2 protein-coding genes are annotated in these 4889 nt (G+C 70.8%); both read left to right on the forward strand.

Features of this window, described 5'->3' with window-relative positions; translation table 11 throughout:
* A partial coding sequence (locus ACY45C_RS19080; RefSeq protein ID WP_462188942.1) for a hypothetical protein occupies positions 1 to 209 on the forward strand: 209 nt, incomplete at its 5' end.
* Positions 210 to 1370: 1161 nt separating this feature from the next.
* A complete protein-coding gene (locus ACY45C_RS19085; protein WP_462188943.1) occupies positions 1371 to 4502 on the forward strand; it encodes a hypothetical protein in 3132 nt (1043 codons plus the stop codon).
* Positions 4503 to 4889: the final 387 nt, after the last annotated feature.

Below are 4889 nucleotides of genomic sequence, written 5' to 3' on the forward strand. Positions count from 1 at the left end.
CCTCGATCTCGGCCGAAGACCGTTCACCGATCGCATCGTGTGACGGTATTCAACGTCAGATCCGCCTCCCTCCGGATAGCGTCACTCGCCGTGAGATCCGTCGGATTATTGGCGCCGGAACCACCGGCCCCGCACCGATCAGCTCGATGGATCCCACCAATTCCGCGAACAAACCGCGCCCGCGGCAGCGGGCGCATCCGGAGCGATGAACGAGCCGAATAACATCACGTCAACACCTTGGCTACAACGGCGACCCACCATGCGAAAAAAGGACGACCGCGGAAGTTCCCCGCGCACACGTAGACCGGCGGTACGGCAGCGGGCACTACAGAACTTCGTCGGGGGTACGACTTGGGCCCGGTTGCGATCCTTCCTCGGGCGGGAGCGACGGCACACCCCGCGGAAGGATCGCAACCGACGGGCCGACAGCGATCGCAAGGCCGATTTTTCAGGACTCCTCTGGACGTCTACCAGGTGCCAGGAATATTTTTCCGCCAGCACGCCATAATTCACCGGGACAGCACGATCAATGCCCGGCTGAGAGACCACCGTCTGGGGGGCGACCATTGGCTGAGAAGCAGCGAGCGGCCAGGGGGCTCCTGTCCTCATGCCCACCCGCTAGGACCAGGACTTTCGTGCGGGACCAACATTACGCGGCCCGGCATTACGGCCCCCGGAAGGAAGTATCACCGGCGGGTGCGAGCGGATTTGAAGACACCCGGGAAGGCGTCGCCGCCGGATCCGTCGTCCTCGGCGCTTGTCGCGGCTGGCGCGTTCAGCGACGCCGTCGGGCCCGGCGGAACGGGTGTCTACCGTGATCGATCATCTGGGGACGCCGAGGGCACGGTCCGGCTGGGCAGCGGAGGCGACGCGGCTCGACCAGATGATCTATTCTTGGTCGCGCCGGAGCAGGACGAGCGGCGAGAGTCACCTCCCGGCGGCAAGCTCCCTGGGCTCCACGGTGACCAGGTCCTGGAGCGGGCTTCTCGCCGGCGAGGTCGAGCTCGACGAGAGCCGGGTCCCCCACCCACCGTCGGCGCTCACCTACATCATCCGGTCTCCGGATCATCCCGAGACGCCGGACCATCTCACGGCGAGGGATCCGCGCCGCATCCCGGAAGCGGCGCTCGTGCACCGAATCCGGATCCCGGAACGCGGCGGCGAGAGCCGGGCCCGGCTGCGTGCCCACATCCTGATCGGCCGGGCGGACTATCTGACCGAACGGGTGAGGCTCGCGTTGTACGCGGCGGGTGGGGTCGTGGTGGGTAGCTCCCGCACCGTCCCGCGGCTGGCTCCCCTGCCACCTGCGCGACCTCACCGCACGCCGACGGACGGGCGAGCGGGCCCTGCGCCAGTCGGCGCGCGCGGGGGTGCGGCGCGATCGGCTCGTCACGCTCATCGCGGCGGTACTGGCATGGTCGCGGGCCGAGCGTCCCTTCGTGGTGGCCCACACCGGTTCGGATGAGGCGCTCACGCTGATGTGGGCCCTGGTGGAGATCCTCGAAGGTGTTCTGCCCTACCGGCTGACCTTCTCCACGCATGCGACCGCCGTCCCCTCGGGCGCCGTCCCCTCGGGCGCGCGGCACACCGACGAGCCGGGCCCGCGGTTCCTGTTCGTTCCGTTCGAACCGGCGTGTGCCGGCAACGGGGAGCCCGCCGCGATCCACGTGGATCCGCGGGGCGGGCCGGACGCTCCACCGATCATGGCCACCGCCGCCCGGCTGCTCGTGGACCTTTACGGCCGCGGTGGGATGCGGGGAATCGGCGATCTGCTGGCCCTGGTCGATGACGAGATGTTCGATCCGGGCCGGCCGGAGCCCTGGTGCCGGCAGGTGGTGGAGAACCGGGTCGGGAGGACCGCCGCGCCGCCGCCCGGCGGCGGCCTGGCCGCCCTCGCGGATACCGCGGATGCTCGGCGTACGGGCGTCCCGGGTACCGCGAGTGGTTCGGGTACCGCGAGTGGTTCGGGTACGTCGGGTCCCCCGGATCCGGCACCCCTCTCGACCACGACCGATGCCGTCGGCCTGGGACGCTCGACGGCCCCGACAGCGCCGGGCGATCCGGCCTCGGCAGCGACGGCAGGCGCCGGATCGCTCGCCGTCCGCGAGCACCTCCGCGAACGGTACGAACGCCTGCGGGCTTCGAACTGGTCAAGCTCCGCCGAACAGGGCACGGCCGCGGACCCCGTGCGCCGTCTTTTCACCGCCATCATCGAACCGGTCGGTCTGCCGGCGGACCTGGCGAGTGCGGAGCGGCTACGCGGTCAGCTGCGCCGGGTCGCGGGGCTGCTGGCCGGCCCCGTCGCCGGCCCGGGCGGCGGGCTCGTGCCAGCGGCCCGGGCAGCGGACCCCGGGCCCCGGGAACGGTTACACAAGGAGATCGTCGGCGTCATTCTGGGCCGGCTGCGGGAGGAGGAGCCGCCTAGCCGGATGATCGACGAGATCTCCAACGCGGTCGCCGAGGAGCAGCGCCAAGTCGAAGGAACGATCTCCGCCCTCGCGGACGAACTCGCCGCATTGCGGGTTCCTTCGCCCGCACAGATCCGCGACGAGCCACTGCAGCGGGAAGGACCACTGCACCGCGACGAGCCACTGCGCCAGGCAGTCCCACTGCTCGCGGCCGCCCTGGAGTCGATCTTCTCGGGATATCGGATGACCTCCGCGCGCGACAACGCGATCCGGCTGGCCACGGAGACCGCCGAGGCGCTGCGCGCCGCCCGGCCGGACCACCTGTCGGCGTCGCCTACCGGTACTTCCCGACCCGCCCCCACCCGGCTCGCCGTCACCGTGTGCCGCGTCCCCCGACCCGCCACACCACCACCCGCCACGCCACCACCCGCCACACCGGAATCGGCCACCGCGCAGCCAACCGATCCGGGCCCAGGGGGACGGCGGCACCTGGAACGGCTGGAACGGGACGCGGGGAACGCCGTCATCCGGCACGTCGCGGAGGCGTATCGGCAGGAGTGGTCGTACTGGGACGATCGTCTGCACCCGGTCGACCGGCTGCTCGCCGCCTTGGGCGTCCCGCTGGGCATCTCCCTCAGCGACGCGGCGTACGACCCTCTCGTCGATCCGCTCGAGTCACCCACCGACCTCCGCGAGCTCGCCGCGCTACGTGACCTGCTGCACTGCAATCTGCCGCAGCGCGGCGAGCCCGCCCGCTCTCCCCTCGGAGCGGTCGCCCCACGCCCACCCGGCCGCCGTACCGATGTCCTGGCCCGCGCGGCGAGCGACGTCACTCAGGCCATCACTCGACGGCTGGCCCCGGACGCCTACCAGAGCGACCATGACCGCGCTGCCTACGTCGACGCGGTGCACCGCGCGGTGACGACGATGCAGCGCGAGGTCGTGGAGATGTTGACCCGGCTGGTCGCGGGGCTCGCCGCGCTCGCGATCCCGGCGGCGGCCGCGGTAGACCCCGCCGTCTGGGCCGGGCGCCGCATCGATCTGATCCATCAGACGCTGCGGGCCCTCTTCGACCTGTTCGGCCTGCCCGAGGGCTTCGAGTTCGCCAGAGCCCTGGCAGACGAAGTGGTAACAGGCGCCGCGCCGACGGGTGGCGGGTCGCAGTGGCCCCCTGAGTCGGCCGCAGCGAAAGTCGTGCGCCTGCTGCGCGAAACCCATGCCCGGGGAGCCGATGCGTTCCGGCTGCTCGTCCTCTACGCCCCGGGATGGCATACCGCCGAGGACATCCGCGATGACATCGCCTACGCGGGGGCCTCCCCGGTCGGGCCACCCGGCCAGCCCGCGTCGCGGGCCCCTGATGCGGAGGTGCTCGGAGCCGGTGCCCGCCCGTATTTCGATCGGTTGATCGCAGTCCAGGCCGCGTCGGGACGAGGCGACGGGCCGCTGACGCAGACCGTGCGGCGCATCGCCGGCCTCTACCTGCCCGGCGCGTCCCACGAACCCGGTCCGCCCGGAGCGCTCGAGAACGATCTACATGTCCTGGGTGCGGAGCTCACCGCCCGCATTTCGCCGACCTGGCCGGACGGTCCCGATCCGGCGATCGCATTCCTCCGGGCCTGCCGGCTTGGCCAGCTGAACGCGGCCCGTGTCTTCGGGCTGCTGGTCCGACACGTTCCGAACTGGGACGACGCCTGGGATCTGCACGAAGCCATCCGCCGGGACGGTGCCCCGGGCCAGGGAACCGCCTATCCGGAGGAGGAGCCGTTGACGGATCCGGAGCTGGCCAGAGCGGCGGAGAGGTACTTCCGCCGAACAGTGCGGGGATCGGAGGCAGATCGCCCCTTCCCCGCCGACCTGGAACGCGTCGTGCGCCGACTGGTGGCGCTCTACCTCCCCGACGACCCGCGGCTGCGGGCCGCGAGCGAGCTGCCCGGCTTCGTCGAGAGCCAGGTGATCGCCGCGATCAGCCGACCCGCACCGCTCAGGCGCCGCCTGCTCCCGTGGCGCGCCAGAACCACCAGGCTCGCCATGACCGCCGTGCTCACCGTGACGTTGTGCCTAACCTTGGTAATCTTCATCACCGTGGTGCGCTGATGCGGCGGCGAACAATCACCGTCTCGCGCCCCCCGACACGGGCCGTCACCGTTCACCGGAGGCATCCTTCGTGGCGTCACCGGAGGCATCCTTCGTGGCGCCCGCCTCGCGGCGGGGCCGCCCGGGCGCCGGCCCTACTCGGCCGCGCCCAAGTCTGGAACAATGCGCAGCACTTGTGTCGGTGTCGCGACACATACCCGGTCTCTTCTGAGTTGATGCCCTTAGGTATGAAGGAAGACGGCTGGCGACACGTCCTACAGCGTGATCGTAATTGCTACGGCGAGGACGGAGGCCATGGGTAGCCCGCTGGTACCGATCATGCTCATTGTGGTGCTGCTGGTGGGTGGGCTGGTCTTCGTCATCCTCAACAACCGACCCGTCCGGCCC

This window comes from Frankia sp. CcWB2 (genome assembly GCF_977927585.1).